At 72.5% G+C, this 26,386-nt stretch carries 28 protein-coding genes, 1 tRNA gene and 1 pseudogene; 13 read left to right on the forward strand and 17 right to left on the reverse strand.

What is annotated here, in order from left to right; all coding sequences use genetic code 11:
• Positions 1-29: 29 nt before the first annotated feature.
• Both ABUL08_RS12370 and ABUL08_RS12375 read right to left on the reverse strand, forming a co-directional pair.
• Positions 30-1,469 carry a sensor histidine kinase gene (locus tag ABUL08_RS12370; RefSeq protein ID WP_350937613.1) on the reverse strand — a complete coding sequence of 480 codons (1,440 nt, stop codon included), beginning with the start codon at positions 1,467-1,469 and terminating at the stop codon, positions 30-32.
• Position 1,470: 1 nt separating this feature from the next.
• On the reverse strand, positions 1,471-2,148 hold the full coding sequence (locus ABUL08_RS12375) for a response regulator transcription factor (RefSeq protein ID WP_350937615.1): 678 nt from the start codon (positions 2,146-2,148) through the stop codon (positions 1,471-1,473).
• A gap of 114 nt (positions 2,149-2,262) precedes the next feature.
• Between ABUL08_RS12375 and ABUL08_RS12380 the strand changes: the two genes are divergently transcribed.
• The 5 genes from ABUL08_RS12380 to ABUL08_RS12400 are packed head-to-tail and all read left to right on the forward strand — an operon-like array spanning position 2,263 to position 5,733.
• Positions 2,263-2,871 (forward strand): phosphatase PAP2 family protein, encoded by a 609-nt coding sequence (locus ABUL08_RS12380; protein WP_350937617.1) that lies wholly within the window; start codon positions 2,263-2,265, stop codon positions 2,869-2,871.
• Positions 2,868-3,482 (forward strand): DedA family protein, encoded by a 615-nt coding sequence (locus ABUL08_RS12385; protein ID WP_350937619.1) that lies wholly within the window; start codon positions 2,868-2,870, stop codon positions 3,480-3,482. The genes ABUL08_RS12380 and ABUL08_RS12385 overlap by 4 nt, the downstream gene beginning before the upstream one ends.
• Before the next feature lie 18 nt (positions 3,483-3,500).
• Positions 3,501-4,433, forward strand: a complete 933-nt coding sequence (locus ABUL08_RS12390; protein WP_350937621.1) for an ABC transporter ATP-binding protein — start codon at positions 3,501-3,503, stop codon at positions 4,431-4,433.
• Positions 4,430-5,284, forward strand: coding sequence for an ABC transporter permease (locus ABUL08_RS12395; protein ID WP_350937623.1), 855 nt, complete (start codon positions 4,430-4,432; stop codon positions 5,282-5,284). The genes ABUL08_RS12390 and ABUL08_RS12395 overlap by 4 nt, the downstream gene beginning before the upstream one ends.
• A gap of 2 nt (positions 5,285-5,286) precedes the next feature.
• On the forward strand, positions 5,287-5,733 hold the full coding sequence (locus ABUL08_RS12400) for a hypothetical protein (protein ID WP_350937625.1): 447 nt from the start codon (positions 5,287-5,289) through the stop codon (positions 5,731-5,733).
• 165 nt (positions 5,734-5,898) lie between these two features.
• Here ABUL08_RS12400 and ABUL08_RS12405 read toward each other — a convergent pair whose 3' ends face one another.
• From ABUL08_RS12405 to ABUL08_RS12415, 3 genes are all read right to left on the reverse strand, one after another.
• On the reverse strand, positions 5,899-6,510 hold the full coding sequence (locus tag ABUL08_RS12405; RefSeq protein WP_350937627.1) for a hypothetical protein: 612 nt from the start codon (positions 6,508-6,510) through the stop codon (positions 5,899-5,901).
• A 129-nt stretch (positions 6,511-6,639) separates the two neighbouring features.
• Positions 6,640-8,199: a putative Ig domain-containing protein gene (locus tag ABUL08_RS12410; RefSeq protein ID WP_350937630.1), complete on the reverse strand. Its 1,560-nt coding sequence runs from the start codon at positions 8,197-8,199 to the stop codon at positions 6,640-6,642.
• 820 nt (positions 8,200-9,019) lie between these two features.
• Positions 9,020-9,418, reverse strand: a complete 399-nt coding sequence (locus ABUL08_RS12415; RefSeq protein ID WP_350937632.1) for a winged helix-turn-helix transcriptional regulator — start codon at positions 9,416-9,418, stop codon at positions 9,020-9,022.
• A 110-nt stretch (positions 9,419-9,528) separates the two neighbouring features.
• Between ABUL08_RS12415 and ABUL08_RS12420 the strand changes: the two genes are divergently transcribed.
• From ABUL08_RS12420 to ABUL08_RS12440, 5 genes are all read left to right on the forward strand, one after another.
• Positions 9,529-10,452 (forward strand): NADP-dependent oxidoreductase, encoded by a 924-nt coding sequence (locus tag ABUL08_RS12420; protein WP_350937634.1) that lies wholly within the window; start codon positions 9,529-9,531, stop codon positions 10,450-10,452.
• 271 nt (positions 10,453-10,723) lie between these two features.
• Positions 10,724-11,899, forward strand: coding sequence for an LLM class flavin-dependent oxidoreductase (locus tag ABUL08_RS12425; RefSeq protein ID WP_350937636.1), 1,176 nt, complete (start codon positions 10,724-10,726; stop codon positions 11,897-11,899).
• 43 nt (positions 11,900-11,942) lie between these two features.
• Positions 11,943-13,235 (forward strand): ABC transporter substrate-binding protein, encoded by a 1,293-nt coding sequence (locus ABUL08_RS12430; protein ID WP_350937639.1) that lies wholly within the window; start codon positions 11,943-11,945, stop codon positions 13,233-13,235.
• A 7-nt stretch (positions 13,236-13,242) separates the two neighbouring features.
• Positions 13,243-14,220 carry a carbohydrate ABC transporter permease gene (locus ABUL08_RS12435; protein WP_350937641.1) on the forward strand — a complete coding sequence of 326 codons (978 nt, stop codon included), beginning with the start codon at positions 13,243-13,245 and terminating at the stop codon, positions 14,218-14,220.
• A 9-nt stretch (positions 14,221-14,229) separates the two neighbouring features.
• Positions 14,230-15,045 carry a carbohydrate ABC transporter permease gene (locus ABUL08_RS12440; protein ID WP_350937643.1) on the forward strand — a complete coding sequence of 272 codons (816 nt, stop codon included), beginning with the start codon at positions 14,230-14,232 and terminating at the stop codon, positions 15,043-15,045.
• Positions 15,046-15,151: 106 nt separating this feature from the next.
• Here the strand turns inward: ABUL08_RS12440 and ABUL08_RS12445 are convergent, their stop codons facing one another.
• The 3 genes from ABUL08_RS12445 to ABUL08_RS12455 form a co-directional block, all read right to left on the reverse strand.
• Positions 15,152-15,469 (reverse strand): putative quinol monooxygenase, encoded by a 318-nt coding sequence (locus ABUL08_RS12445; protein ID WP_350937645.1) that lies wholly within the window; start codon positions 15,467-15,469, stop codon positions 15,152-15,154.
• Positions 15,470-15,636: 167 nt separating this feature from the next.
• Entirely contained in the window at positions 15,637-16,173 is a 537-nt protein-coding gene (locus ABUL08_RS12450) for a flavin reductase family protein (protein WP_350937647.1), read from the reverse strand.
• Positions 16,174-16,205: 32 nt separating this feature from the next.
• Positions 16,206-16,331, reverse strand: a complete 126-nt coding sequence (locus ABUL08_RS12455) for a hypothetical protein (RefSeq protein WP_350937649.1) — start codon at positions 16,329-16,331, stop codon at positions 16,206-16,208.
• A gap of 169 nt (positions 16,332-16,500) precedes the next feature.
• Here ABUL08_RS12455 and ABUL08_RS12460 point away from each other — a divergent pair.
• Together ABUL08_RS12460 and ABUL08_RS12465 are read left to right on the forward strand one after the other, a co-directional pair.
• Positions 16,501-16,674, forward strand: a pseudogene (locus tag ABUL08_RS12460) (M55 family metallopeptidase); the annotation flags it as partial.
• The gene (locus ABUL08_RS12465; RefSeq protein ID WP_350937651.1) at positions 16,643-17,119 is read left to right on the forward strand and encodes a M55 family metallopeptidase; all 477 of its coding nucleotides are present in this window, start codon (positions 16,643-16,645) and stop codon (positions 17,117-17,119) included. The pseudogene ABUL08_RS12460 and the gene ABUL08_RS12465, both read left to right, overlap by 32 nt.
• 108 nt (positions 17,120-17,227) lie before the next feature.
• On the opposite strand, the gene ABUL08_RS12470 is transcribed toward ABUL08_RS12465, so the two are convergent.
• From ABUL08_RS12470 to ald, 9 genes are all read right to left on the reverse strand, one after another.
• Positions 17,228-17,301, reverse strand: a tRNA-Pro gene (locus tag ABUL08_RS12470).
• 203 nt (positions 17,302-17,504) lie between these two features.
• Positions 17,505-18,908, reverse strand: a complete 1,404-nt coding sequence (der, locus tag ABUL08_RS12475) for a ribosome biogenesis GTPase Der (protein WP_350937654.1) — start codon at positions 18,906-18,908, stop codon at positions 17,505-17,507.
• Positions 18,905-19,585, reverse strand: a complete 681-nt coding sequence (gene cmk, locus ABUL08_RS12480; protein ID WP_350937656.1) for a (d)CMP kinase — start codon at positions 19,583-19,585, stop codon at positions 18,905-18,907. Before cmk ends, der begins: the two co-directional genes overlap by 4 nt.
• Before the next feature lie 194 nt (positions 19,586-19,779).
• Positions 19,780-20,541: a pseudouridine synthase gene (locus ABUL08_RS12485; protein ID WP_350937658.1), complete on the reverse strand. Its 762-nt coding sequence runs from the start codon at positions 20,539-20,541 to the stop codon at positions 19,780-19,782.
• Positions 20,528-21,454, reverse strand: coding sequence for an SMC-Scp complex subunit ScpB (scpB, locus tag ABUL08_RS12490; RefSeq protein WP_350937660.1), 927 nt, complete (start codon positions 21,452-21,454; stop codon positions 20,528-20,530). Before scpB ends, ABUL08_RS12485 begins: the two co-directional genes overlap by 14 nt.
• 5 nt (positions 21,455-21,459) lie before the next feature.
• Positions 21,460-22,521, reverse strand: coding sequence for a segregation and condensation protein A (locus tag ABUL08_RS12495; protein ID WP_377522034.1), 1,062 nt, complete (start codon positions 22,519-22,521; stop codon positions 21,460-21,462).
• A 41-nt stretch (positions 22,522-22,562) separates the two neighbouring features.
• Positions 22,563-23,486, reverse strand: a complete 924-nt coding sequence (locus ABUL08_RS12500; RefSeq protein WP_088971037.1) for a ParA family protein — start codon at positions 23,484-23,486, stop codon at positions 22,563-22,565.
• A gap of 217 nt (positions 23,487-23,703) precedes the next feature.
• Positions 23,704-24,645 carry a site-specific tyrosine recombinase XerD gene (locus ABUL08_RS12505; protein WP_350938598.1) on the reverse strand — a complete coding sequence of 314 codons (942 nt, stop codon included), beginning with the start codon at positions 24,643-24,645 and terminating at the stop codon, positions 23,704-23,706.
• Positions 24,646-24,722: 77 nt separating this feature from the next.
• Positions 24,723-25,838 (reverse strand): alanine dehydrogenase, encoded by a 1,116-nt coding sequence (ald, locus tag ABUL08_RS12510; RefSeq protein ID WP_350937664.1) that lies wholly within the window; start codon positions 25,836-25,838, stop codon positions 24,723-24,725.
• Between the two features lie 290 nt (positions 25,839-26,128).
• Between ald and ABUL08_RS12515 the strand changes: the two genes are divergently transcribed.
• Positions 26,129-26,380, forward strand: coding sequence for a TM2 domain-containing protein (locus tag ABUL08_RS12515; protein WP_242799045.1), 252 nt, complete (start codon positions 26,129-26,131; stop codon positions 26,378-26,380).
• Positions 26,381-26,386 lie beyond the last annotated feature (6 nt).

The raw sequence follows: 26,386 nt of genomic DNA on the forward strand, positions 1-26,386 counted from the left end.
CACCCGGGTGGGCGGCCCGCCGGCGTGCGTCACGGGTGAGCGGTGGGCAGCAGCAGGGTGATGCTGGTGCCCTGCGCGGGGTGGTCGCAGGGCACGTCGAAGCGGGGGTCGACCCGGTGGTGGACACCGCCGGAGCAGATGCGCAGCTCGCCCCGGTGGGCGCGGACGGTGGCCTCGACGAGCGAGAGACCGAGGCCGGCGCCGGGTGAGGTCCGGGAGGTGTCGGCGCGGCGGAAGCGTTCGGCGGCGTGCGGCACGAACGACGGAGGCATTCCCGGCCCCTCGTCGTGCACCGTGATCCGCGCCAGGCCGCCGACCCGTGAGGCCGTGACGGTGACCGGGGGTCCGCCGTGGCGGTGGGCGTTGTCGAGGAGGTTGGTGACGGCCCGGCCGAGGCCGCTCGCCTCACCCGGCACGGTCAGCGCCGGCTCGGCCCGGCAGTGCAGGCCGTCGGGACCGGTGCTGGTCCGGTAGCGCTCGACCAGGTCGGTGAGCAGGGCGGCCAGGTCGACGGGTGGCGCGGTGTCGGTCGGGACGGGCGGGGCGCCGACGGCGAGGAGGGCCTCGGCCAGGGCGATCAGGTCGGCGGTGTCGGCGGCGGCGTGCCGGATGGTCCGCTCCAGTTCGCCGGTGCTGCGGGGCCGGCGGAGCGCGAGTTCCAGCTCGGTGGAGAGCAGGGTCAGCGGGGTCCGTAGTTCATGGCTGGCGTCGCTGATGAACTGCCGTTCCCGCGCCAACACGGCCTCCTGGGCGGCCAGCATGTCGTTGAGGGTGCGGCCGAGCCGGGCCACCTCGTCGTCGGTGCCGGGGACGGCGAGACGTACGCCGGTGGCGCCGGCGGCGATGCGGGCCGCCTCGGCACGGTAACGCTCCACCGGGGCCAGGGCGGCCCCGGCGAGGCGGTAGCCAACCAGGGAGGCCACCGCCAGGGCGGCGAGGTTGGCCAGGGTGAGCTGGCCGATCAGTTCCCGGAGCGCCTCGTCGCGTTGGTCCCGGCGGACGGCCGCGACGGTGACCGCCGGTTGTCCCGCCGCCGGTCGCGCGCCCGGCCGGAGGGGGACCACGTAGAGGCGCAGCGGGCGGGCGCTGATCGGCAGCAGGGTTCCCCGGTCGGCCCGGACCGGCCGGCGCAGGGCGCGGTCGAGCTGGTCGGGGGCGAGCAGCGAGCCGGGCGGAAGCCCGGGACTCGCGGCGAGGACACGGTTGGTCGCGTCGAGCAGCTGCCAGTACTCCCCCGGCCCGCTCCGCACCGCGACGGCCGGCGGCGTGCCGGCCCGGGCGGCGGCGGTCAGCTGCGCCGACTGGGCCGCCAGGTCCTCGTCGAGACGCAGGTCGAGGGCGTAGCGGACGCGCAGGTAGACGAACGCGCCGGCACCGGTGAGCACCACCAGCATCGCGGCGGCGAAGCCGGCGACCAGCCGTACCCGCAGCGGCAGGCGGCCCCGACCGGTCCCCCTGCGTCGCGGCACGTCAGCCGCCGTCCGGGCGGAGCCGGTAGCCGACACCGCGCAGCGTCTCGATCGCGTGCCGACCGAACGGCTTGTCGACCTTGCCCCGCAGGGTGGCGACGTGGACGTCGATGACGTTGGAGCGGATGTCCGTCTCGCCGTCCCACACCTCGTCGAGGATCTGGTAACGGGTCAGGCACTCGCCGGCCCGGGTCATCAGCAGCGCCAGGATGTCGAACTCCCGCGCGGAGAGGTCGACCTCGGTGTCGCCGCGGTACACCCGCCGCCGGGCCGGGTCGAGCAGCAGGTCACCGGCGCGGACCTCGGCGGGCGGCGGACCCGCGGAGCGACGGTGCAGGGCGCGGAGCCGGGCGAGGAGTTCGTCGAACGAGAACGGTTTGGTCAGGTAGTCGTCGGCGCCGGAGTCGAGCCCGGCGACCCGGTCGGGGACCTCGCCCCGGGCGGTGAGCATCAGCACCGGCACGTAGTTGCCCTGCCGCCGCAGGGTGCGGCAGACCTCGGTGCCGCCGAGGCCGGGCAGCATCACGTCGAGCACCACCGCGTCGTACGGGCCGGTGGCCGCGGTGAGCAGCCCCTCGGGACCGGTGTGGCGGACGTCGACCGTGTGTCCGGCTTCGCGCAGGCCCTGGGCGAGCAGGTCCGCCAGCCGCCGCTCGTCCTCCACCACCAGGACCCGCACCGCGTCTCCCTCCCACCGTCCCGTCCGCACCAGTGCAGCACACCTCCCGTCGTCTTCATCTGGGCTTCATGTCGACGTGCCTACCGTCGGCCAGCCGACCGCGGAGGGAACCACATGAACACCCGGCTCTTCCTGGAGATCAACGATCTGGCCCGGGCCACGCCCTGGCTGCACGCACCGATGGCCGGTTACGCGAAGTACGGAGTGGTGCTCTTCGCCGTACTGCTGCTGGCCGGCTGGTGGCTCGCCCGCCTGCGCGGCAGCGGACTGCCGGCGGCGGTCTGGGCGCCGGTCGGCATGCTGCTCGCCGTGGCGGTGAACCAGCCGATCGTCTCGGTGGTGCACGAGCCGCGCCCGTACACCACGCTGCCCGGCATCCTGGTGCTGGCCGACCGGAGCGCCGACCCGTCGTTCCCCTCGGACCACGCCACCATGGCCGGGGCTGTCGCGGCCGGGCTGCTCCTGGTGAGCTGGCGCCTCGGCCTGCTGGCCACGGCGGCGGCGGCGGTGATGGGCTTCGCCCGGATCTACATCGGGGCGCACTACCCGCTCGACGTGCTGGCCGGCTTCGCCGTCGGCGCCACGGTGACCCTGCTCGGCTACCTGCTCGCCCGGCGAGCGATCGGGGCCGCGCTGGACCGGCTGGACGGCACCCGGCTCCGGCCCCTGCTGCGGCCGGCCGGGCCGGCGGTCGCCGGCCGGGCCGCCCCGGCACGCCGGTGACCGGGCATCTCACCGCCCTGGTCGCCCACTACGGCTACCTGGGGATCGCCCTGCTGGTCGGGGTGGAGGGCTTCGGCCTGCCCACGCCCGGCCAGACGGCGATCATCACCGGGGCCGGTTTCGCCGCCCATGGCCACCTGGCCGTCGCCGGGGTCGCGGTGACGGCGTTCCTGGCCGCCGTGGTCGGCGACAGCGTCGGCTACCTGATCGGCCGGGCCGGCGGCCGGTCGCTCCTGCCCCGCTACGGCCGGTACGTCCGGTTCACGCCGGAGCGGTTCGCCCGGCTCGAGGCGTTCATGGGCCGCAACGGGCCGAAGGTGATCGCGGTCGCCCGGTTCATCGACGGGCTGCGGCAGCTCAACGGGATCATCGCCGGGGCGACCGGCGTGCCCTGGCGCCGATTCGTGGCGTACAACGCCGTCGGCGCCGCCGCCTGGGTCGGGGTCTGGGTCACCGCCGGCTATCTGGCCGCCGACCACCTGCGCGCCATCGAGGCCGGACTGCACCGCTACCAGGGGTACGCCCTGGCCCTCGGCGTCGTCGCGGCGCTCACCTGGCTGGGCTGGCGGAGGCACCGCCGACGCGCGCCTTCATCCCGGCTTCATGTGTGATCTCTAGCGTCCGGGGTCATGAGCGACGTGCTGGCGGTCAACGCCGTCCACCTCACCAAGACCTACGGTCGGCTGGCCGCGGTCGACGACGTCACCGTGCAGGTCGCCCAGGGCGAGGTGTACGGCGTGCTCGGCCCCAACGGGGCCGGTAAGACCACCTTGTTGCGGATGCTCTTCGGGCTGATCCGGCCGGACGGTGGCACCCTGGAGGTCTTCGGCCGGTCCTGGCGGCAGCACGGGGTGGGCTCCCTGAGCGGCGTCGCCGGCTTCATCGAGAGCCCGAAGTTCTATCCGCACCTGACCGGCCGGCGGAACCTGCGCCTGCTCGCCGGGCTCGACGGCGGCGACGCCGCCGACCGGGTCGACCAGGTGCTGGACGTGGTCGGCCTGACCGACCGCCGGCACGACAAGGTCCGCGGCTACTCGTTCGGCATGCGGCAGCGCCTCGGCGTCGCCTCCGCGCTGCTGCGCGACCCCCGGCTGCTGGTGCTCGACGAGCCGGCCAACGGCCTGGACCCCGCCGGCATCCGCGACATGCGCGACCTGGTCCGCCGCCTCGCCGACACCGGACTGACCGTGCTGTTGTCCAGCCACGACATGGCGGAGGTCGAGCAGATCTGTGACAACGTCACGATCATGAAGGCCGGTGCGGTGGTGCACCACGGCTCGATCGCCGCGCTCCGCGAGCAGGCCCCGCAGCAGGCGCACCGGATCACCACCACCGACGACGACCGCGCCGCCGACCTGGCGCGGTCGCGCGGGCTGGAGGTGGACCCGGTCGAGACCGGGTTGGCCGTCCGCGGCCCGCAGAAGGACGTCGACGCGCTGGTCGCCGACATCGTCGACGCCGGGATCGCGCTGCGCGGCCTCACCCGCGACGAGACACCGCTGGAAGCGCTCTTCTTCATGCTCACCGAATCCGCCCCCGCCGCCACCGGAGCGCACCGATGACCGCCACCGCCGTACCCGTCGCCCCGCCGGCACGCCGCCGTCCCGGCACCGCCACCGTGCTGCGCGGGGAGGCGACCAGGCTCGCCGCCCAGATCCGCAGCCGCGCCCTGCTCGTCGGCGCGGTCGTCGTCCCGATCGCGGTCGTGCTGATCTTCAACACGCAACTGCCGCCCAAGGACACCATCTACGGCCGGCACATCCACACCAGCGGCTACGCCGTGCCGCTCTTCGTGCTCGCCTTCGCCCACCAGTGGGTGCTGCCCCTGCTCGCGGCCCTGGTCGCCGGGGACATCTTCGCCACCGAGGACCAGCACGGCACCTGGAAGACGATCCTCACCCGCTCGGTCAGTCGTACCCAGGTCTTCTGGGCCAAGACCCTTACCGCCGTCGGCTTCAACCTCCTGGTACTGGCCCTGCTCGCCGCCAGCACCATCACCACCAGCCTGCTCGTCGTCGGCCGGCAGCCCCTGCCCGGGCTCGGCGGCCAACTCATCCCGCCCGGCCACGCGCTGCCGCTGGTCGTCGCGAGCTGGGCCACCGCCGTCGCCCCGGTGCTCGGCTTCACCGGCCTGGCGATCCTGCTCTCGGTGACCACCCGCAACCCCACCGTCGGGGTCGCCGCGCCGGTCGTCCTCGGGATGATCATGCAGTTGGTCAGCAGCCTCGGCGGGCTCAACCAGGCTCGCCGGCTGCTGCTCACCACCCCGTTCGAGGCCTGGCACGGCCTGCTGACCGCCCACCCCTTCACCGCGCCGGTCACCACCGGCGCCGCGGTCAGCGCCGGCTGGCTGGTCGTCTGCCTCACCCTCGCCCACCGCCACCTGCGTCGCCGAGACATCACCGGAGGCTGAGAATGAACCGATCCCGCCTGCACGGCATCGCCCTGGCTGCCGCGCTCACGGTCACGCTGGCCGGCTGCGGCCACGAGGACGTCACCCGGGCCCGGCTCGAACGGGCCGTCGGCCCCGCCTTCGCCGATCTCTACGTGCAGCGCGCCGCCCTGCTCGGCGACCCGGGGGTCACCGCCGCCGGCGTCGGCGCCTCCGCCAGCTGTGACCGGGGCGGCCCGAAGGTCCCGGACGTCGGGCCCGGACCGGACTGGATCTGCATGATCCACTTCCGGGACGACCAGGGACAGCCGCAGGACGGCAGGTTCGAGGTCCAGGCCAGGGCCGACGCCACCTACGTCGCCGGCGGACCGTCGAAGCTCATCGGCCAGGCCACGCTCACCGACCGCCACGGCCACGACGTACCCAACCCGGTCTTCGAATGGGACGGCGCCTTCGACCCCGACCACTGACCGACGCGGCCGGCACGCCCCCCCTCGCGCCGACCGCGCTGGGCGAGAGGGACGCGGCGCCACGCCCGCTCTCCGGGCGATCGCGCCGGGTGAGCGGGACGAGTCCGGCACCTGGGTCGCCAGTGGGCGACCACTGCGGACCGTGAACTGCGGCGGATCAGTCGGTCAGGTGGCGGCCGATCGGCGGCCACCGTGCGAGGCGACCAGGGCGTCAGCCACGATCGCGGCGTCCGCGTCGGCGACGTCGGCGGGGTATTCCGGCAGGAGGTCGTCCCAGACGGGCAGCCAGGAGCCGAAGAGCTGCGCCTGGCCTTCCGGCCGGGCGAAGAACCAGACGTGCAGGTGCGCGCCGCCGTCGCCGATGCGGTAGACGTGGGCCCGCGAGATGTGCGGCAGCGCCTGCACGTGGCGGACGATCCGCGTGGTCAGCAGGCCCAGCTCCGCGGCGAGGTCGTCCGGAAGGTCCGCCATGTCGTGGTGGTCACGCGGGTAGAGCATCAGCACGAGCGGCACGCCCACTCCCGCGACACGGGCCAGCCGCCAGTGCTCGTTGAACCAGATCCCCTCGTCGCGCTCCCGGCACGTCCGGCAGTCCGCCGGATCCTCGCCGTGCCGGGCGGGCTCGGGCAGCACCGGCGGGCGCAGCGGCGCGACGCGCAGCCCCTCCTGCTCGAACGGGCTGATGTCCCAGCCCGTCATGCGCGCCAGCGGCAGCCGCCGCTCGCTGTCGGCGGCGGCAACGGCGTGGTCGTAGAACTCGTCCGGACGCAAGGCCATGGCGCGGAGACTAGTACAGCCAAGATCCGCAGGCTGTCCCCCACCGCCCCGCCGGGCGGTCCCCCGGTCGCGGACGGGGCGAGCCGGCCGGCCACCACGGTGACCAGCCGGCTCGCCCGGTGTACGCGGTCAGCTGAGGGTGAGCGCCGTGTCGTCGATGACGAACGAGGTCTGCAACGAGGAGTCCTCGGTGCCGGTGAAGGTCAGGGTCACCGTCTGCCCCGCGAAGGAGGAGACGTCGAAGGTCTTCTGGGCGTAGCCGGTGGCCTTGTTCAGGTTCGAGTAGGTGGCCAGGGTGGTGGCGCCGAGCTTGACCGTCAGCTTGTCGTACTGGCTGGTGGTCGTGGTCTCGGCGGTGTCGATGTGCAGCCAGAGCGACAGCGTCGCCTTGCACCCGGACGGGATCGTCACCGACTGCGACACGGTGTCGGTGTGGGTGGAGCCGTACCCGTTCAGCCACGCCTTCCAGGAGCCGGAGTGCGCCGCCTGGCTGGAGCTGTTGTCGACGACACCCGTGCTCGCCGACCACGGGGCGGCCGTGCCGGTCTCGAAGCCGGGGTTGCCCAGCTTCTGACCCGAGCACGAACCGCCGGGTGCGGTGACCGCCCAGGTGAACGTCGTGGTGCCGGTGGCGTTGGTGGTGTCCTTCACGGTGACGGTGGTGGTGGCCGTCTGCACGGTCGTCGGCGTACCGCTGATCAGGCCGGTGCTGGCGTTGATGGTCAACCCGGCCGGCAGACCGGTCGCGCTGTAGGTGAGCGTCTGCCCGGCCTGCGAGTCGGTCGCCTGGATCTGCAGGCTGGTGGCCACGTTCTGGGTCGCGGCCTGGTTACCCGGGTTCGTCACGGTCACGGTGTTGCCCGAGCCCGGGGGCTTGGTGAGCAGGCAGCCGGAGATGGTCAGGTCGATCTGGTTGCTGCCGTTCAGGCAGGTGGTGAACCAGTACGTCTGCTGGCCGTAGCTCTGCCCCTGGTAGGCGTGGGTGGTGCCGTCGGCGTCGACCTCACAGGGGTTGTTGAGGGTGCACATCGCGCCGTTGTCGTTACCGGTGTTGTTGATCCCGATGATCTTGCCGGACGCGACCTCCACGATGGGCGAGCCGGAGGTGCCGTGCGTGGTGTTGCAGCCGCTGCTGTAGCGGATGGAGTCGTGCCAGATCCACTGGTCTTCCTTCAGGGTGGGCACGAACCCGTTGACGCTGCAGTTCCAGGTCTGCTTCCAGTACCCCGACGGGATGAACATGGCGCTGCCGTCGACCGGGTGGGTGTTGCCGATGGTCAGCGCGGTCGCGCCGAAGCTGCTCCGGATCGAGGCGAAGGTGGTGCTGAGCCGGTAGAGCGCGACGTCGTTCCCGGTCATCGTGGCGTACAGCAGCAGGTCGGCACGGACCGTGCCGAGTGAGTTGCCGGCCGAGTCGAGCAACGTGCCGGAACGGGTGCTGGCCTTGTTCTGCAGCACCACGCCGGCGGCGGGCATGCTGCCTTCGTAGCAGTGGCCGTTGGTCAGCATCATGGCCCGGTCGGTGTCGAGCGAGGTGGGATAGCGCACCAGCGCCGCGGAGCAGTTGTTCAGCGCGATGGTGGAGGCGAGGCTGGGGGTGACCGCCGCGGCTGCGGGCGTGGCGGGGCCGGTGATGAGGCCCGCGCCGAGAAGCAGCGCACCGAGGGCGGTAGCAAGTCGCCGGAACATGGGGGTCTCCAAGGGATTGCCGTGAGGCGGGCGGCAGCACAGCGACGGGATACGCCGGACCTGTGCGGCTGGGGGAACCCGGTGGACTCCGTGGGGGTGTGGAGTCAGCCGGGAGCGAGCGTGGCGGGTCGACGGTCCCCGACACGATCCGGCCGGGGGTCAGCGCGCCGGACGACGGGGCCCGGACGAGAACCGGAGCCGGAGCGTCGATCGCGACCGGGACCGGTCAAGGCCAGGCAGCTGACGATCCTGCCTTGCCGATGGCGAGGCGCGGGGATGGTCGCACGCAGGTCCTCCCTCCTTCATCGCGGCACGGACAGCGGCGGGGACGGCACCTGGCGGGCCTGTCGCCCACGCCCGCCGCCCGCCCGTCGCCGCTTCCATCGCCGATCATCGATCGCAAGAATCGTCTTCAAGAGACGTCGGCATGTCAAGGCGCATCAGGAACGGCGATGCCCGGGTCGATGCCGTGACGCGGGAGACACTCCTGCGCCACGCGTCACGACCGCACGCACTCGGCCGGCTGCACCCCGATCGCGCGCATGGCCGACGCGTACCGTCGACCGGCCCGGCGCGCCTCGCCGTGCAGGCCGGCCCGGGAGTACGCGGCCGGCCAGGTCGAGACGGCTCTGCTCGTCGTACTCGTCCACGGTGAGACGGCGCAACAGGGACCGCAGCGGTCCGCGGGGGGTCGACAACGAGCTGCTCGGCCCGTTCGGCGAAGCTCTGCGCCGCTTCGGTGTCGGTGTCGGAGAGCACCTCGGCCAGGCCGGCCAGGGCGGTGGAGAGGATCTGCACGGGGATCGGAGACCCGGGACGATCACGTCGCGCCGTCGTACCGCTCGCGGGCGGCCAGCACCTCCCCGATGTGCGTCTCGGACCAGTCCTTCAGCGCCCGCAGCACCGGCACGAGCGTCTGCCCGAGCGCGGTCAGCTCGTAGTCGACCCGCACCGGGACCTGCAGGGTGACGGTGCGCCGGACGAGCCCGTCCCGTTCCAGCTCACGCAACGTCTGGGTGAGCATCTTCTGGCTGATCCCGCCGATCTGGGTCCGCAGCTGCGAATGCCGCCGGCTGCCGTCGGACAGGGCCGTGATGAGCAGGGACGACCACTTGTCACCGACCGTGGCCAGCACCTGTCGGGTCGGGCACACGGCGAGGAACGCGTCATAGACGATCCTCTCCTCCGCCCGCCGCTGCTGCGCGCTCTGGGTCGTCATGGACACCTCCCACTCCCATAGGCACCATCAGGTGCCTACTCCCCAACGGTTCCCTATGAGGTCATTCTGGCAACGCAGTTCCGCGAAGGGAACCGGAAAGGAGTGCAACCATGCGTGTCATCGAGGTGAGTCAGTTCGGTGGTCCGGACGTACTGCGGGAGGTCGACCGTCCCGAGCCGGCACCCGAGCGGGGCCGGGTGCGGGTACGGGTGCGAGCGGCCACGGTCAACCCGGTCGACTGGCTGACCCGGGACGGGGCGCTGACGGCGCTGCTGCCCTCGCTGACCCCACCGTTCATTCTGGGCTGGGACTTCGCCGGTGAGGTGCTCGACGACGGTGACGGATTCCGGGCCGGCCAGCGGGTCGCCGGCATGATTCCGTGGTTCACGGTCGGCACCGGCGCGTACGCGGAGGTGATCCTGGTCGATCCCGCCTGGTTGGCCCCGCTCCCGGACGGCGTGGAGGAGACGACGGCGGCGACCGTACCCCTGAACGGGTTGACGGCGTCACAAGCGCTGGACCTGGCGCGACTGCCGGCCGGCGCGAGCCTGGTCGTGACCGGCGCCAGCGGAGGCGTCGGTGGGTTCGCGGTCCAACTCGCCGCGGCGGCCGGCGCGCACGTCATCGCCGTCGCCTCGCGCGGCGACGAGGAGTACGTCGCCAGCCTGGGCGCCAAGACAGTGCTGCACCGGGACGGCGACCTGTCGGCGGCGATCCGCGCGCTCTTCCCCGACGGCGTCGACGCCGTGCTCGACGCCGCCCCCGCCGGGCCCACGCTGATCAGCGGGGTACGCGACGGAGGCACGTTCGTCGCCGTCCTCGACGCGACGCTACCGGCGGCCGAGCGCGGCACCCGCACCGTCAAGGTCAGCGTCCAACCGGACGCCGACAGGTTGGCGGCACTGCTGGCCGCGCTGGCCAATGGTCGGCTCGCGAGCCGGGTCGCGGATACGGTGCCCCTGAGCGATGCCCCGTCGGCACACCGCCGCGCGGCGGAGGGCGGCGTGCGCGGCAAACTGGTGCTCACTCGGTGATCCGCACCGGCCGGCAACGACGGTAGTTGGCCCGTGGTGGTGAGCGGCGGGCCGGGGCGGGACCTCCGGCCCGCCGCAGGGGCACCTCGGCGGCGCCGCACCCGAGCAGCGCGCGCCGCTGGCGCGGGGCGGGCACCGTGCGCCTGCGCCGAGTGGGAATCTTACTCTACTAAGCCGGTAGGTTTTATGGGTAAGCTGTCGGCGGCACCGGCCAGCAGCGGTCGGCCGAGCCTCGCCGAAGCGGTCCGTCACGATCCCGAGGAAGTTCGACATGGCGCTCACCTTCCATTGGTTCCTGCCCACGTACGGCGACAGCCGCGATGTCGTCGGCGGCGGGCACGGCACCCCGATCGGGACCGCCGGCGGGGCACGCCCCGCCACCGTGGCCTATCTCGGGCAGATCGCGCGCACCGCGGAGCAGCTCGGCTTCGTGGGCGCGCTGACCCCGACCGGCGCCTGGTGCGAGGATGCCTGGCTGAGCACGGCGATGCTCACCCAGGTGACCGAGCGGCTGAAGTTCCTGGTGGCCTTCCGCCCCGGCCTGCTCTCGCCATACCTGGCCGCGCAGATGGCCTCGACCTTCCAGCGGCTGTCGCGGGGACGGCTGCTGCTCAACGTCGTCACCGGCGGGGAGTCGGCCGAGCAGCGGGCGTACGGCGACTTCCTGGACAAGGACGCCCGGTACGCCCGCACCGACGAGTTCCTGCACGTGGTGCGGTCGCTGTGGCGCGGCGAGACCGTCGACCACGACGGCGCGCACCTGCGGGTGGCGGCCGCCCGGTTGAACCGGCTGCCCGACCCGCTCCCGCCCATCTACTTCGGCGGGTCGTCCGCCGCCGCCCTGCCGGTGGCGGTCCGGCACAGCGACGTCTACCTGACCTGGGGCGAGCCGCCGGCCCAGGTCGCCGAGAAGCTGAGCCGGGTCCGCGCTCTCGCCGCCGAGGCCGGACGCGAGCTGCGCTTCGGCATCCGGCTGCACGTCATCGCCCGGGACACCGCCGACCAGGCCTGGGCGCAGGCACGGCGCCTGCTCGACGGCATCGCGGAGTCCGACGTCCGGGCAGCCCAGGAGGGGTTGCGGCGCAGCGAGTCCGAGGGCCAGCGCCGGATGCTCGACCTGCACGGCGGATCCCGGGACCGGCTGGAGGTCTCCCCCAACCTGTGGGCCGGGTTCGGGCTGGTCCGCGGCGGGGCCGGCACGGCGCTCGTCGGCAGCCACGCGGAGATCGCCGACCGGATCGCCGAGTACCACGCGCTCGGCATCGACGAGTTCATCCTCTCCGGCCACCCGCACCTGGAGGAGGCGTACTGGTTCGGCGAGGGGGTGCTGCCGGTGCTGCGCGACCGAGGGCTGTGGCGGCACCCGGACGGCGGCTCCCCGGACCCGACGCCGGCGGCCGTCCCCTTCGCCCCGGCGCCGCACCCGGCGCCCGTTCCCGCCCAGTGATCGCACCCTGACCAGCCCCTCAGCCCGGAAAGGCACCACCCGCATGACGTACGACCTGCCTGCCCTGTCCCGTCGCCGCCTGCTCGCCCTCGGCGGCCTCGCCGGCGCGGCCGGCCTGCTGGCCGCCTGCGCCGGACCGGGCGGCGAGAAGGCGGCCCCCACCGCCTCCGGCGGCTTCGACGGCCCGGTGGAGGGCCAGCTCTCCTTCGCCCACTGGCGAGCCGAGGACAAGGAGGTCTTCGACGGCATCATCGCCGACTTCGTCCGGAAGAACCCGAAGGTCACCGTCCGGCAGGACATCTCGCCGTCCAACGACTACCAGTCCACCGCGTTGCAGAAGCTGCGCGGCGGCAGCGTCGGCGACGCCTTCACCGCCTTCCGGGGCGCCCAGTTCACCGACATCGCCACCGCCGGCGTCTGGTCCGACCTCACCGGGCAGGACCTGGTCAGCCGGTACGAGCCCACCCTGATCACCGCCGGCGCGCAGAACGGCCAGCAGCTCGGCCTGCCGTACCAGCTGGTGTTCAACATGCCGGTCAGCAACCCGGACCTGCTGGCCAAGGCGGGCTACGCCGAGGCGCCGAAGGACTGGGACGGCTTCCTGGCCCTGGCCGAGGCGCTGAAGAGCAAGGGCATCACCCCGATCGCCTGGCCCGGTGGCGACGCCGCGAACGCCGGGCAGCTGCTCAACGTCATGGTGGTCAACAACGCTCCCTCCGACGACGCCCTCGCCAAGATTCAGTCGGGGGAGCTGAAGGTGACCGACGACTGGTTCCTCACGGTGCTCAAGCAGTACGCCCAGCTCCGCCCCTACTTCCAGGCCGGCGCGACCGGCACCGGCAACGAGGCGGCGCAGCAGCTGTTCGTGCAGCAGAAGGCGGCGCTGCTGGCCACCGGCTCGTTCCAGGCCGCCGCGCTGCGCAAGCTCGGCGCCACGTTCCCGCTCGGCCTGCTCGCCCCGATCACCACCACCGCCGACAAGGCCCGCTACGAGGGCGTCTTCAACGCGACCTTCATCCTCGGCGTGAACGCCAAGTCGGCGAAGAAGGGCGCCGCGCTGGCGTGGCTGCGGCACCTGTCCGACCCGGCGGTCGCCGGCGTCTACGCGAACGGCACCGCCCAGCACGTCACCGTCAAGGGCGTGGAGTACACCAACCCCGACCTCAAGGCGTTCGCGCCGTGGCTGACCCGCCGGACGGCGCTCGCGCCCCGCTTCCAGTTCACCAACCTGGACGTACGCGGCGCGGTGGAGAACGCCGCCGTGCAGGTGGTCGGCGGCACCGCCCCGGAGCAGGCCGCCGAGGCGGCCCAGCGCGTCATCGACCAGAAGCGGTGACCCCGAGGTGAGCCGCCCGGCCCCGGGAGACGGGGGCGGTACGGCGATCGTGACCGCCGGTGCGGCGCGGGGTGCCGGAAACCCCGCGCCGCCCGCGGCGACCCGCCGCCGTCGACGCCGCCACGCCTCCCGCCTCCTGTACGTGTTCGCCCTGCCCGCACTGCTGGTCTACGGCGCGTTCTTCGTCGTGCCCGCGCTGCAGGGCCTGCGGTACGCGACCACCGACTGGGACGGGTTCAGCCCCGCGTTTCGAGACGTGGGCCTGACCAACCTGGTCAAGGTCACCACCGCCGACGACCTGTTCCGCAACGCGCTGGTCAACAACCTGACGTTCATGCTGGTGGTGGTGCTCGGCCAGACGGCGCTGTCGCTGCTGCTGGCGGTGCTGCTGGCCGCCCGCAGCCGGTCCTCGACGCTGCTGCGGGCACTGTTCTTCCTGCCCACCGTGCTGTCCTCGGTGTCGGTGGCCTTCGTCTGGCGATTCGTCTACGACCCGAACTTCGGCCTGGCCAACACCGTTCTCGACGCGGTCGGCCTCGGGGCGCTGCGCGGCTCCTACCTCGGCGACGAGGGCAGCGCGATCATCTGGGTGGCGATCGCCCAGATCTGGTTCCACGCCGGGCAGATGATGGTCGTCTACATCGCCGGCATCAACCAGATCCCCGAGGAGCTCTACGACGCCGCGAAGGCCGACGGCGCCGGCCGCTGGCAGCTGTTCCGGCACGTCACCTGGCCGATGGTCGCCCCCGCCACGGCCCTGGTCGTCGCCTACACCACGATTCAGTCGTTCAAGGCGTTCGACCTGATCCTCGGCCTGGCGGGCAATCCGCCCCGAGCCTCGCTGGACATCCTCTCCACCCGGATCTACACCACCTTCGCCAACTCCCAGCTCGGCTACGCCGCCGCCGAGTCGATCGTGTTCATGCTGGCCATCGCGCTGGTCACCTGGTTGCAGAACCGGGCCGCCCGGCTCACCCACGGATAGGAGCCACCCGTGCTCGCCAGACTGGGTCGCCGCGCCGTGCTCGCGGTCTACGCGCTACTGGTGACGGTGCCGCTGCTCGTCGTCGGCGGCGGCAGCCTCAAGACCACCGCGGAACTCTTCGACGCACCCTTCGGCTCGCCCACGAGTCCCCGTCTGGGCAACTACGTCGAGGTGCTGACCACCCAGAACCTGCTCCGGGTGCTCGGCAACAGCGCACTGGTCGTCGCGGTCTCGGTGCCGACCACACTGGTGCTGGCCAGCCTCGTCGCGTACGCCATCGCCCGGCTCCCGGGCTGGCCCGGCCGGGCGCTCTTCGCGGTGTTCGCGGCCGGGCTGGCGGTGCCCGCGCAGGCGGTGATGATCCCGCAGTACGTGCAGTTCGACCGGCTCGGCCTCCGCGACAGCCTGGCCGGGCTGATGCTGATCGACGTGGTGGTCACCCTGCCCGTGGCGGTGTTCATCCTCGCCGGCTTCCTGCGCACCCTCCCCGGTGAGCTGTACGAGGCCGCCGAACTCGACGGCGCCGGCCCGTGGGCCGCGTTCCGGCGGGTGGCGATCCCGCTGTCCCGCCCGTCGCTGGCCGCCACCGCGATCTTCCTGTTCGTCATGCACTGGAACGACCTGCTCTACCCCCTGCTGTTCATCGACGACCCGGCCAAACGCACCCTGCCGCTGGCACTGCTGGACTTCACCGGCGAGTACCTCACCGACTATCCGCTGCTCTTCACCGGCGTGGTGGTCGCGTCCACTCCCATGGTCGTCGCGTACGCGCTCCTACAGCGCCACTTCGTCGCCGGCATCACCGCGGGAGCCGTGAAGGGATGAGCATCGGACCGCTCCGACCCGCTCGACAGCACGGCTCCCCGGTCGACTGGAAGTACCACCACATCGGCGCGCACGAGCTCGGCGACGTGCTGCCCTCACACCACGGTCAGCTGTGACCGCTCCCCCGACCCGGGTCGGGAAGCTCGCGGAGAAACTCCACGCGCGCCGCGCGCACCAGCGGATCCTTGGCGGTGTGGAAGGCGACGACGTGCGCGGCGGCCTCGTGCCTCTCGAAGGCCGCCGCGTCCGCGTACACCTCGTAGAAGATCCGGGCCAGCGGCTCCCCGTCGACGCGGTGGGTGGCGTAGGTCAGCGTTCCCGGCTCCCTGGCCCGAATCTGCTCGAGCAGCTGCGCGGTCAACTCGTCGAACCGGACCACCGACGCCTCGTCCCGCAGGTCGAAGCGCACCACCAACGCGAACACCGGATCCTCCACGAGCCTCTGAGCGACAGTCGACGGTACCGCACCGCCGCCCGTCAGCCGGACCACTCCTTGGCGAGCAGTTCGTAGGACTCGTGTCCGGCGGATCCGCCAGGAACGACGCCGCCGCGGTCATGGGCGGATGCTCCACGACCGCGGCGGCGAGGTGATCAGGCAGCGCGCCGGGTGGGTGGTTCGACGTGCTCGGCCAGGCCGGCGTACCCGCCCCGGTGATAGAGCAGCGGCGAGCCCACGTCGGTGTGCCGGAGCAGTTCGGGTTCGGCCAGGACGATGGCGTGGTCGCCGACCGTCACCCGGTCGATCGCCCGGCACAGGAGCCAGGCGAGGGTGTCCTCGATCAGGGGCACCCCCTCCGGACCGAGGCGCCAGCGGGTCGGCGCCGCGAACCGGTCGATGCCGCTGGTCGCGAACGTGCGGGCCACGTCCTGCTGCTGCCGGCCCAGCAGGTGGACACCGAGGTAGCGGCTCCGGGAGACGGCCGGCCAGCTCGACGAGGTGAGGCTCAGGCAGAACGAGACGACCGGTGGCTCCAGCGACACCGGGGTGAACGACGTCGCGGTGAAGCCGACGGCAGGACTGCCGGGTGCGGTGACCACGGTGACGGTGCTGGCCTGGTGACGTAGCAGCTTGCGCAGGGCGTCCGCGTCGGCGTCGACGGGCGAGGCACTGTCGGCGGGCTGGGTCATGTGTTCCTCCCCGGAGGCAGCGGAGCCGAGGGCTACGGCCGGACGGGCGCGAGCCGCTCGTACGGGATCTTCTCGCCGGCCTCGACGGCCACCGGCAGGCGGTTCTCCGCCCGGGCCAGGGCCACCCGGCGGGAGGTGGACAACCGGCGTCGCAGCACGAGACCATTTTCCTATCTGACAGGTAGGACTTCAAGTGCGGGGCCCGGCCGCCCGGACACTGACACGCTGGCGGTCGCGGCATCCGACGTTCGTCTCTCGCAACGGGCCACCGCGCCCGCGTCGTGCGAGATCGACCTTCGTGCCACGAGCACGTAGGACCCTGGATCCATGAAGGTCTTGATCCCCGTAGACATGGATGGCATCTCAGGGAGAGTGCATCCCACCGAGACCAATCCGGATCGGTACGACCATGAGCGTGGCCGAGCCTCGATGACGGCCGAGACGAACGCAGTGATTGCTGGTGTCTTCGATGCCGAACCCGACGCCATCGTGGGGGTCGCCGACGCACACGGACCGTTCCCGGAACATCCTGCCGGAGGACCTCGACCGGCGCGCTCACCTGGTGCGAGGGAAACCCCGCCCGCTGGGCATGCTCGCGGGGCTGGACGAAGACACGGATGCCGCGATGCTCATCGGCTGTCACGCGCGGGCCGGAGCCGGGCCAGCCGTGCTGGCGCACACGATGAGTGGTGACCTCCTCGACGTGCGGGTAGCCGGACGATCGCTGGCGAGATCGGCCTCAACGCCGCCATGGCGGGGCACCTGGACACGCCTGCTTGTCCAACTCGCCACCATCAAACCCGGCCAGCGCGTGAAGCAACCTTCTGTGCGTGTCGCCAGCCGGTCCGGCCGCCGGCCACAGGTCGGTGCCCTACCGGCCAGCCCGTTTCGGGAGCGGCTGCAACGATGCGAAGAAACAACTGGCAGGCACCAAGGCCGACCCTGACTTGACCGCCGGTCAAGATGCGCTAGCCGCCGCCAACTTGACCGATCTTGGTCCCCAGAACGCAGACGAGGGCATATCCATCGATGAGATATGCCCTCGGAGCTGCTGTCGGGACGGCCGGATTCGAACCGACGACCCCTTGACCCCCAGTCAAGTGCGCTACCAAGCTGCGCCACGTCCCGATGCCCTCGCGCGGTTTCCCCCGCGACAGCCGGTACAGCTTAGCGCAGGATCTCCGTACCGCGCGCACGCCCCCTCCCGTGCCGCGGGCCCCACCCGTCACACCCTCTAGAGCGTCCTAGGAGGGTGGTGGTGTGCAGGAACGCCGGGCGGCTGCGGGAGCCGCCCGGCGTTCCGGGGACGAGCAGGATCGGGACGAGCGGGATCAGCCGTGCGCCTTGCCCCGGCCGCCGGGGCCGAGCTTCTTGCGGGGGCGTACGGAAATGTCGATCGGGCTGCCCTCGAAGCCGAACTCCTCGCGCAGCTTGCGCTCGACGAAGCGCTGGTAGCCGGCGTCCAGCGGCGCGGTGGTGAAGAGCACGAACCGCGGCGGGGCGACGCCCGCCTGGGTGGCGAAGAGGATCTTCGGGGCCCGACCGCCGCGCACCGGGTGCGGGGTGGCCTGGACCAGCGCGGTCAGCCACTGGTTGAGCTGCGCGGTCGGGATGCGGGTCTCCCAGCTCGCCAGGGCCTTGCGCAGCGCCGGCGCGAGCTTGTCCACCGCCCGGCCGGTCTGCGCGGAGAGGTTCAGCCGGATCGCCCAGGGGATGCGGCGCAGCTCCCGGTCGATCTCCTTGTCCAGGTAGTACCGGCGGTCGGCGTCGACCAGGTCCCACTTGTTGAAGGCGATCACCAGGGCCCGGCCGGCCTCGACGACCATGGTGAGGATCCGCTGGTCCTGCTCGCTGATCACCTCGCTGGAGTCGAGCAGCACCACCGCCACCTCGGCCGCCTCGATCGCCGCGGCGGTCCGCAGGCTGGCGTAGTACTCGGTGCCGCTGGCCTTGCCGACCCGCTTGCGCAGCCCGGCGGTGTCCACCAGCTGCCAGGTCTCGCCACCGATCTGCACCAGGCTGTCCACCGGGTCGACGGTGGTGCCGGCGACCGAGTCGACGACCGCCCGCTCCTCGCCGGAGAACCGGTTGAGCAGGCTGGACTTGCCGACGTTGGGGCGACCCACCAGAGCGACCCGGCGGGGGCCGCGCGGCCGGTTCTCCACGATCTTCGGCGCCTCGGGCAGCGCGTCCAGGATGGCGTCGAGCAGCTCACCCGAACCGCGGCCGTGCAGGGCGGAGACCGGGTACGGCTCACCGAGGCCGAGCGACCAGAGCGCGGTCGCCTCCATCTCGATGGCCGTGTTGTCGGTCTTGTTGGCCACCAGGATGACCGGCTTGGCGCTGCGTCGCAGCATCTTCACCGCGGCTTCGTCCACATCGGTCGAACCGACCATCGCGTCGACCACGAAGAGCACCACGTCGGCGGTCGCCACCGCCGTCTCGGCCTGCAACGCGATGGCCGCGGCCCGGTCCTTGGCGTCGGGCTCCCACCCGCCGGTGTCCACCACGGTGAACGCGCGGCCGTTCCACTGCGCGTCGTACGGGACGCGGTCCCGGGTCACCCCGGGGACGTCCTCGACGACCGCCTGCCGACGGCCGATGATCCGGTTGACCAGCGTCGACTTGCCCACGTTGGGGCGGCCGACCACGGCCACCACCGGCTGCGGGCCGGACTCCTCCTCGACGTCGAGGTCCGGGTCGCGCAGTTCCACCCAACCGCTCTGCTCGCTCATACCACGCCCCGCTCGGTGAGCAGCTCGCGGAGCCGGGCGACGACCTCGTCGATGCCCAGCGCGGTGGTGTCCAGCTCGACGGCGTCCGGGGCCTGCTGCAACGGGTTCACCTTGCGCGTCGAGTCGATCTTGTCCCGCCGGGCGAGGTCCGCGGCGGTGGCCGCCACGTCGGCCGCGTCCTCGGCGCTGCGCCGCTGGGCACGGGCCGCCTCGGAGGCGGTGAGATAGACCTTCAGGTCCGCGTCGGGGGCCACCACCGAGCCGATGTCGCGACCCTCGACCACGATCCGGCCGGCCTTGGCGATCATCTCCCGCTGGCGGGCGACGAGGAGTTCCCGGACCGCGGGGACGGCGGCGACGGCGGAGACCGCGCCGGTCACCTCGGGGCCCCGGATCTCCTTGTCGACGGTCACGCCGTCGGCGGTCACGCCGTACCCCTGGGGGTCGGTGCCGATGCGCAGGTCGACCTCGCCGGCGACCTTGGCCACCGACGCGGCGTCGGTGAGGTCGACGCCGGAGCGCAGCACCGCCCAGGTGATGGCCCGGTACATCGCGCCGGTGTCGAGGTAGCGGGCGTCCAGGCTGACGGCGAGCCGCCGCGAGACGGTGGACTTACCCGAACCGGATGGCCCGTCCACTGCGACCACGCACCGCCCGGTTCGTTCGTTCTGCCCCACCGTGTTCCTCCTCAGCCCGTATCTCGCGGGTCGCCGGATTCTCCGGCGCCGTTGAGCGGATGGTCTTCGTCAATGATGCCCGCGCCCCCGTGCGGGGCCGCGCGGACGTGGCCCGGCGCGACCCGCGCCACGGCGCTGGTGCCGTCACCGGCCGCGTGGAAGCCTACCTTCAGCGGTACCCGGAACGACTCCGGTCAGTCTTCGACGGCCTTGAACAGGGCGGCGACCTCCGCGTTGGTCAGCCGCCGGGTCCGCCCGGCGCGCAGGTCGCCCAGCTTGATCGGCCCGATCGAGGTACGCACCAGCCGGGACACCGGGTGCCCGACCTCGGCGAGCAGCCGCCGGACGATGTGCTTGCGCCCTTCGTGCAGGGTCAGCTCCACCTGGGCGGTCTTGCCCAGGGTGTCCACCACCTTGAAGGAGTCGACCTGCACCGGCCCGTCCTCCAGCTCCACCCCGGCCGCCAGTCGCTTGCCCAGGTTGCGCGGGATCGGCCCGGCGACCTCGCACAGGTAGGTCTTCAGCACCTCGTACGACGGGTGCATGAGCCGGTGGGCCAGGGTGCCGTCGTTGGTGAGCAGCAGCAGCCCCTCGCTGTCGGCGTCGAGCCGCCCGACGTGATAGACCCGCTGCTCGACCCGGTTGCCGAGGAAGTCCGCGAGCGCGGTCCGTCCCTTCTCGTCCGCCATCGTGGAGACGACCCCGCGCGGCTTGTTCATCGCGAGGTAGACCAGGCGGGTGTCGACCTGGAGCCGTTCGCCGTCGACGTGGATCACGGCGGTGGTGGGGTCGACCTTGTCGCCGAGCTTCGCGACCCGGCCGTTCACGGTCACCCGGCGGCGGAAGATGAGGTCCTCGCAGGCGCGGCGGGAGCCGACGCCGGCGGCGGCCATCACCTTCTGCAGGCGTTCGCCCTCGGGGGCGTCGGTGGAGACGGTGCGGTCATCGCGTGGCATCGGCAAGCTCTTCTACGTCGTCGGGGAGGAACGGGGCGAGCGGTGGCAGGTCGGCCACGGAGTTCAGCCCCAGCTTCTCCAGGAACATGGTGGTGGTCCGGTAGAGGAACGCCCCGCTGTCCGGTTCGGCGCCGCACTCCTCGACCAACCCGCGAGAGACCAGGGTACGGATCACCCCGTCGCAGTTGACACCGCGGATGGCGGAGATCCGTGATCGGGTCACCGGCTGCTTGTAGGCGATCACCGCCAGGGTCTCCAGCGCGGCCTGGGTCAGTCGTGCGGACTGCCCGTCCAGGATGAACCGCTCGACATAGGTGGCGTATTCCGGCCGGGTGTAGAGACGCCAGCCACCGGCCGCGCGGCGCAGGTCGAAACCGTGCCCGGCGGCGGTGTAGCCGGCGGCGATCTCGTCCAGCATCTCCCCGACCCGCTCGGGTCGCTGCTCGAGGATCTGGGCCAGGGTCAGCTCGCTGACCGGCTCGTCCACCACCAGCAGGATCGCCTCCAACGCGCCGCGCAGCTCCGCGTCGTCCAGCTCGGGCGCCGGCTCCGGCGCGGCCGCCACCCGCCGCCTCCCCCGCTTCCCGGGTACGCCTCCCGCGCCGCTCTCCCTGTCGTCCGCGCTCTCTCCGGAGATCTCGGAAGCTTCTGGCCCGCCCGGAGGCAGTCCGGCTTCAAGATCTTCCGGGGTCTTCTCCGTCGTCGCCGTCAGGGAGGACGCCGCGGGCTCCGCCGGGGGTGTCGTGTCGAGGTCGTGAAGAGTTGCCGTTTCCGGTGAACGGGAGGTGTCCGAGGTCTCGGACTGGGCGGGCGTCGGGGTGGGGTCGGGCTTCGGTGGGGTGGGACGCTCCCACGGCGGGATCCAGGCGGCGGCCTGGTCGGCCAGCGAGTCGCGGCGCTCCTCGTCGCTCATCGGGGTCACTCCTGTGTCGGTGCGGGTTCGTCCGGCGGCGGGTCCGACGCGACGTCGGCCGCAGCCCGCGCGCGGTCAGTGGTCGAGGCAGCATCGGGCAGCGTGACATCAGCCGCCCCGGCGGGCACGGGATCCGTCGACGCGACCGGCGTGGGGTCGGCGGGTGCGGGGTCGGTGGGGTCCGGGGAGCCGGCGTACTCGTCGACGTGCAGGTCGGTGTCGCCCTCGGCGGGGCCCGTCCAGCGCACGGTCAGCTCCTCCAGCGCCTGCTCCTGAACGAAGGCGACCAGACCCTCCCGATAGAGCTCCAGCAGGGCGAGGAAGCGCGCCACCACCTCCAGGGTGATCTCGCAGTCGGCGCAGAGCAGCGAGAAGGTGGCGGTGCCGGCGCGGCGCAGCCGTTCGGTGAGCAGCGCGGCGTGCTCCCGGACGCTGACCCGGACCATGTGCACGTGCGCGATGGAGACCTCGGGCACCGGCTTCGGGGTCATCGCCCGCACCGCCAGCTTGAGCAGCCGCTCCGGGCCGATGCCGAGCACCAGGTCGGGCAGCGCCTCGGCGTACCGGGGCTCCAGGGTGACCGCGCGGGGATAGCGTCGACCGCCGACCGCCTCCAGCTCGGCCAGGTGCGCCGCCGCCTCCTTGTACGCCTTGTACTGCAGCAGCCGGGCGAAGAGCAGGTCCCGCGCCTCCAGCAGGGCCAGGTCCTCCTCGTCCTCCACCTCGGCGGCGGGCAGCAGCCGGGCCGCCTTCAGGTCGAGCAGGGTGGCCGCGATCAGCAGGAACTCGCTCGTCTCGTCCAGGTCCCACTGGTCACCCATGGCCCGGATGTACGCGATGAACTCGTCGGTGACCTTGTGCAGGGCCACCTCGGTGACGTCGAGCTTGTGCTTGCTGATGAGCTGGAGCAGCAGGTCGAACGGGCCGGTGAAGTTCGCCAGCCGGACGGTGAAGCCGGTGGTCTCCGTCGGCTCCGGGGCGGGCACCACCCCGTCGACCTCGGCGGCCAGCCCGGCGGCGACCGCCGGATCGGCGGCGGCGGGCGGGTCGAGGGGCGGCGCGGTCACCGGGAAACCGTAGTCCACGCTGCGGACATGCGGCGTGCGACCTACCGCTCCGCCTGGGCGGCGATCACCTCACGGGCGAGCTGGCGGTAGTTGCGGGCCCCGGAGGACGCCGGGTCGAGCGTGGTGATCGGGGCACCCGCGACGGTCGACTCGGGGAACTTGACGGTCTTGGTGATCACCGTCTGGTAGACCTTGTCGCCGAAGGCCTCCACCACCCGCTGGAGCACCTGGCGGCAGTGCGTGGTGCGGCTGTCGTACATGGTGGCGAGGATGCCTTCGAGCTCCAGGTCGAAGTTGAGCCGCTCGCGGACCTTGTCGATGGTGTCCAGCAGCAGGGCCACGCCGCGGAGGCTGAAGAACTCGCACTCCAGCGGGATGAGCACGCCGTGCGCGACGGTCAGCGCGTTGATCGCCAGCAGGCCGAGGGACGGCTGGCAGTCGATCAGGATGTAGTCGTACTCCTTGCGGATGGTGCGCAGCACCCGGGCCAGCGCCATCTCGCGGGCGACCTCGTTGACCAGCTGGATCTCGGCGGCGGAGAGGTCGATGTTGGCGGGCAGCAGGTGCAGCCCGGCGACGTCGGTCTTGATCAGGACGTCCTCGGCGGTGACGTCGTCCTGCATGAGCAGGTTGTAGACCGACAGGTCGAGGTTGTGCGGGTTGACCCCCAGCCCGACCGAGAGCGCGCCCTGCGGGTCGAAGTCGACCAGCAGCACCTTGCGGCCGTACTCGGCCAGCGCGGCGCCCAGGTTGATGGTCGTGGTGGTCTTGCCGACGCCACCCTTCTGGTTGGCCATCGCGATGATCCGCGCGGGGCCGTGCCGGTCGGTCGGCATCGGCTCCGGGATCGGCTTGCGCATCGTGTACGCGGCCGGGTCGGCGGGACCCAGGTCTGCGCCGAGCGACGCCTGCTGCTCGCGGAGCTCCGACGTCCAGGCGTCGGCACGGTCACCGTTGCCAGCCATGTCCTCGTTGCCCCCTCCCGACGACCACCCGGCGTCGGAGCCGTCCGACACCCTTCGCGGCGCCGCTGCGCTCCACCGTCACCGCCGTCGACACCGCACCCCGGTTCGTCGGCCACGAGGTCCGCGCCGATGCCGACTGTACGCCACGCGCCAGCAGCGCGTTCGGTAGCCGGTCGGCGTGTCGGACGTCCCGGCCGGTCAGCGCGGGAACGACGGGTCAGCCACGGGCCCGTGGGTGGGCGGTGGCGTAGACCTCACGGAGTCGCTCCACAGTGACCAACGTGTAGACCTGGGTGGTGGTCACCGAGGCGTGGCCGAGCAGTTCCTGCACCACCCGCACGTCCGCGCCGCCGTCGAGCAGATGGGTGGCGTACGAGTGGCGCAGGGTGTGCGGGGAGACCGCCCCGGTCCCCTGCACCGGCAGGCCGGCCCGCTCGGCGGCGCGGCGCAGGATGGTCCAGGCGCCCTGCCGGGTCAGCGCGCCGCCCCGGGCGTTGACGAAGACCGCCGGGGTGCCCCGGCCCGCCGCGACCACCCCCGGGCGGCCCCGCACCAGCCAGGCGCGCAGCGCGTCCACCGCGTACCCGCCGATCGGCACCAGTCGGGTCCGGCCGCCCTTGCCGCGCAGCAGCACCGCGCCGCCGTCGGTGTCCAGGTCGTCCACGGCGAGACCGACCGCCTCGGAGATCCGCGCGCCCGTGCCGTACAGGAATTCCAGCAGCGCCCGGTCGCGCAGCGCGAGGGGCGCCCCGTCGCCGGTAGCGGTCGCCGCGCCGGCCGTCTCCAGCAGCCGGACCACGTCGTCGACCGGCAGCGCCCGGGGCAGCCGGCGCGGCGGCGTGGGCGGGCGGACGTCGCGGCTGGGGTCGGCGCCGGCCAGCCCCTCGCGCAGCGCGAAGCGGTGCAGCCCGCGCACCGCGCTGGCCGCGCGGGCCGCCGACGACACGGCCAGCGGCGGATGGTCGGCGTCGCCGGCCCGCAGCCGGGCCAGGTGCGACTCGACCACGCCGGGGCCGACGGCGGCGAGGTCGGCGACGCCGGCGTCGACCAGGGTCGTGAGGTAACGGTCCAGGTCCCGGCGGTACGAGGCGAGGGTGTTCGCCGACAGTCCCCGTTCGACGGTGAGGTGGTCCAGATAGCCGCGGACGGCACGACGCAGGGCCGGCGCGGGCTGCTCGCCCGCGCCGGCCCTGCGCGCAGCAGCGGTCTGGCTGTTCCCCTTCGGGCTGGCGTTCCTCAGCCCAGGACCTCGTCCAGCGGCAGGGTCGCCATGCCGTGCGCCTCGGCGACCGGGCCGTAGACGACCTGGCCGGCGTGGGTGTTCAGGCCCAGGGCGAGCGCCGGGTCGCGGCGCAGCGCCTCCTGCCAGCCGTTGTTGGCCAGCTCCAGGGCGTACGGCAGGGTGACGTTGGTCAGCGCGTAGGTGCTGGTGTTCGGCACCGCGCCGGGCATGTTCGCCACGCAGTAGAAGATCGAGTCGTGCACCTTGTAGACCGGGTCGGCGTGCGTGGTGGGCCGCGAGTCCTCGAAGCAGCCGCCCTGGTCGATGGCGATGTCGACGAGCACGCTGCCCGGCTTCATCCGGGAGACCAGCTCGTTGGAGATCAGCGTCGGGGCCTTCGCGCCGGGCACCAGCACCGCGCCGATGACCAGGTCCGCGTCGAGCACGGCCCGCTCGATCTCGTACGCGTTGGAGGCGACGGTCTGCAGGTGGCCCCGGTAGATCGCGTCGGCCTGGCGCAGCCGGGCGACGTTCTTGTCCAGCAGCAGCACCTCGGACTGCAGGCCCAGCGCGATCGCGGCGGCGTTCATGCCGGAGACGCCCGCGCCGATCACCACGGTCTTCGCCGCGTAGACGCCGGAGACCCCGCCCGGCAGCACGCCCCGGCCACCGCCGGTACGCATCATGTAGAAGGCGCCCACCTGCGGGGCGAGCCGGCCGGCCACCTCGGACATCGGGGCGAGCAGCGGCAGCGACCGGTCGGGCAGCTCGACCGTCTCGTACGCGATGCCGGTGACCTTGCGGTCGATCAGCGCGTCGGTGCACTCCTTCGAGGCGGCCAGGTGCAGGTAGGTGAAGAGCACCTGCCCCTCGCGCATCCGGTGGTACTCCTCGGCGATCGGCTCCTTGACCTTGAGCACCAGGTCGGCGGCGCCCCACACCTCGTCGGCGGTGCCCAGGATCTTGGCGCCGGCGGCGGTGAACTCCTCGTCGGTGATGCTGGAGCCGACCCCCGCGCCGGCCTCGACGAAGACCTCGTGGCCGTGGCGGGTGAACTCGTTGACGCCCGCGGGCGTGATCGCCACGCGGTACTCGTGGTTCTTGACCTCGCGTGGGATTCCGACCTTCACGATGCCGACACCTCTCTTCGGGGCAGCCCACCCCCGACTTCTCGGTGCCGCACCGGCTCCGTTGCCGGCGCGGTCCACCGGTCCCGCCGGCGGCAGTCTAGGCGCGCGGGCCCGCCCCGGGAGCCAGCACAGTGACACCCGGTGCCCGGCCCTCCTGACGATGTGTCAGGCGTGAACCGGGCCGGCGGTGGAGACCGCCTCAGCCGTCAGGACAGTGTTCGTCACCCATCGTCCCACCGTGCGCGCGGCGGTGCGGACAGGACGCCAGTGGATCACTATGGTGTCGCCCCATGACCAACCCTTATCAGCAGTACCCCGGCGGCGTCTCCGACAAGAGCAAGGTCGTCGCCGGCATCCTCCAGATCCTCCTCGGCGGCTTCGGCGTCGGCCGGTTCTACATGGGCGACACCAAGACCGGCGTGATCCAGCTCGTGGTGACCCTGGTGACCTGCGGCATCGGCGCCATCTGGGGCACCATCGACGGCATCCTGATCCTCGTCAACGGCGGGGTCGACGGGCAGGGCCGCCCGCTGCGGGACTGACCCGCA

Origin of the sequence: Micromonospora sp. CCTCC AA 2012012, assembly GCF_040499845.1 — a bacterium.
In the GTDB taxonomy this organism is placed as follows: domain Bacteria; phylum Actinomycetota; class Actinomycetes; order Mycobacteriales; family Micromonosporaceae; genus Micromonospora; species Micromonospora mangrovi.

Excerpts from the sequence above, each read along its gene's own strand:
- ABUL08_RS12390 (WP_350937621.1), top strand. The coding sequence starts at position 3,501 with ATGAGCGACGTGCTGGCGGTCAACGCCGTCCACCTCACCAAGACCTAC.
- ABUL08_RS12380 (WP_350937617.1), top strand. The coding sequence starts at position 2,263 with ATGAACACCCGGCTCTTCCTGGAGATCAACGATCTGGCCCGGGCCACG.
- ABUL08_RS12420 (WP_350937634.1), top strand. The coding sequence starts at position 9,529 with ATGCGTGTCATCGAGGTGAGTCAGTTCGGTGGTCCGGACGTACTGCGG.
- ABUL08_RS12485 (WP_350937658.1), bottom strand. The coding sequence starts at position 20,541 with ATGCCACGCGATGACCGCACCGTCTCCACCGACGCCCCCGAGGGCGAA.
- ABUL08_RS12415 (WP_350937632.1), bottom strand. The coding sequence starts at position 9,418 with ATGACGACCCAGAGCGCGCAGCAGCGGCGGGCGGAGGAGAGGATCGTC.
- ABUL08_RS12500 (WP_088971037.1), bottom strand. The coding sequence starts at position 23,486 with ATGGCTGGCAACGGTGACCGTGCCGACGCCTGGACGTCGGAGCTCCGC.
- ABUL08_RS12515 (WP_242799045.1), top strand. The coding sequence starts at position 26,129 with ATGACCAACCCTTATCAGCAGTACCCCGGCGGCGTCTCCGACAAGAGC.
- ABUL08_RS12425 (WP_350937636.1), top strand. The coding sequence starts at position 10,724 with ATGGCGCTCACCTTCCATTGGTTCCTGCCCACGTACGGCGACAGCCGC.
- scpB (WP_350937660.1), bottom strand. The coding sequence starts at position 21,454 with ATGAGCGACGAGGAGCGCCGCGACTCGCTGGCCGACCAGGCCGCCGCC.
- ABUL08_RS12430 (WP_350937639.1), top strand. The coding sequence starts at position 11,943 with ATGACGTACGACCTGCCTGCCCTGTCCCGTCGCCGCCTGCTCGCCCTC.
- ABUL08_RS12450 (WP_350937647.1), bottom strand. The coding sequence starts at position 16,173 with ATGACCCAGCCCGCCGACAGTGCCTCGCCCGTCGACGCCGACGCGGAC.
- ABUL08_RS12410 (WP_350937630.1), bottom strand. The coding sequence starts at position 8,199 with ATGTTCCGGCGACTTGCTACCGCCCTCGGTGCGCTGCTTCTCGGCGCG.
- ABUL08_RS12400 (WP_350937625.1), top strand. The coding sequence starts at position 5,287 with ATGAACCGATCCCGCCTGCACGGCATCGCCCTGGCTGCCGCGCTCACG.
- ABUL08_RS12395 (WP_350937623.1), top strand. The coding sequence starts at position 4,430 with ATGACCGCCACCGCCGTACCCGTCGCCCCGCCGGCACGCCGCCGTCCC.
- der (WP_350937654.1), bottom strand. The coding sequence starts at position 18,908 with ATGAGCGAGCAGAGCGGTTGGGTGGAACTGCGCGACCCGGACCTCGAC.
- ABUL08_RS12465 (WP_350937651.1), top strand. The coding sequence starts at position 16,643 with ATGCCGAACCCGACGCCATCGTGGGGGTCGCCGACGCACACGGACCGT.
- ABUL08_RS12405 (WP_350937627.1), bottom strand. The coding sequence starts at position 6,510 with ATGGCCTTGCGTCCGGACGAGTTCTACGACCACGCCGTTGCCGCCGCC.